The sequence below is a fragment of the Variovorax sp. 20P10.2.4 genome, from assembly GCF_058244205.1.
In genome coordinates this window covers 1-1,561 of record NZ_JBZAYE010001066.1, presented here as the reverse complement: position 1 = coordinate 1,561, position 1,561 = coordinate 1, and the positions used below count along the sequence as shown (strand labels likewise).

Genomic DNA, 1,561 nt, shown 5'->3' with positions numbered 1-1,561 from the left:
GGCGCCGAATCCGGCGCCGACGTTCCCGTCCGGAATTCCAGGCTCGACTGCGCGCCCTGAGCGCACGCGTCCGGCCAGCCACTCTCATTGCCGATCACCATGACCACCTTGAACCGCCGCGCCCTGCTGCGCGCCGCCGCGGCCAGCGCCGCCCTCGGGCCCTTCCCGCCCGCCATCCAGCGCGCGCTGGCCATTCCCGCCCACAACGCGACGGGCACGCTCAACGACGTCGAGCACGTCATCATCCTGATGCAGGAGAACCGCTCCTTCGACCACTACTTCGGCACCATGCCCGGCGTGCGCGGCTTCAGCGACCGCTTCACGATCCCGATGGCCTCGGGCCAGCCGGTGTGGCTGCAGCAGGGCGCGGCCGACACGGTGCAGCCCTTCTACCTCGACGCCACCAAGGGCAACGCGCTGCGCGTGGGCGGCGCGCACGACTGGGGCGACCAGCAGGCGGCCTGGGACGGCGGGCGCATGGCGGCCTGGCCGAAGGCCAAGAACACCAAGATCTCGATGGGCCACCTGCGCCAGTCCGACCTGCCGTTCCACTGGGCGCTGGCCGATGCCTTCACGGTCTGCGACGCGTACCACACGTCGATCCACACCGGCACCTTCACCAACCGCATGTTCCTGTGGAGCGGCACCAACGGCGCCAACGTCGTCGGCCGCGCCTGCGTCACCAACGCCAACTGGGGCGGCCTCGGCCCCTCGGGCGACGGCCTGAACTGGACCACCTACCCCGAGCGCCTGCAGGCGGCCGGCGTCAATTGGAAGGTCTACACGCGCCCCGGCAACAACAGCAACAACAACCAGCTGGTCGCCTTCGCGTCCTACCGCGCGGTCGACGAGCAGCTGCGCGCGCAGGGTTCGCCCAACGCGGCCTACGGCCCCGCGATGGAAGCGCTGTCGCCGCTCTACAAGGGCTTCGGCAACACCATGCCCGACGGCGGCTTCCTGCAGGCCGTGGCCGACGACATCGCCGCGGGCACGCTCCCGCAGGTGAGCTGGATCGTCGCGCCCGGCGCCTACAGCGAGCATCCGAGCATGTCGGTGCCGCAGCAGGGCGCCTGGTACATCCAGACCTTGCTCGACATGCTGACCGCCAACCCGGAGGTCTGGAGCAAGACAGTGCTGATCATCAACTTCGACGAGAACGACTGCTTCTTCGACCACGTGCCGCCGCCGGCGCCGCCGTGGCGCAACGCCGACGGCAGCCACGAGGGCAAGTCGACGGTGGACATCGCGAACGAGTACTACACGATGCCGGCGCCGGCCGGCGACTCGAGCCAGCGCACGCCCGACGGCCGCCCCTTCGGCGCCAGCTCGCGGCTGCCGATGCTCGTGATCTCGCCGTGGAGCGTGGGCGGCTGGGTCAACTCGCAGGCCTTCGACCACACCTCGACCCTGCGCTTCCTCGAACAGCGCTTCGGCGTGCGCGAGACCAACATCAGCCCGTGGCGGCGCGCGGTGTTCGGCGACCTGATGTCCTGCTTCGACTTCCGCAACCCCAACGGCGCCCGGCCCGCGCTCGTGCCCGCGCCCACGCGCGCGCAGGCCG

At 70.8% G+C, this 1,561-nt stretch carries 1 protein-coding gene; it reads left to right on the top strand.

Going from position 1 to position 1,561, the window contains the following annotated elements; translation table 11 throughout:
- Window positions 1-99: 99 nt before the first annotated feature.
- Window positions 100-1,561: phosphocholine-specific phospholipase C (locus tag AC27VN_RS41090; protein WP_490880456.1), on the top strand; the 1,462-nt coding region annotated here is incomplete at its 3' end.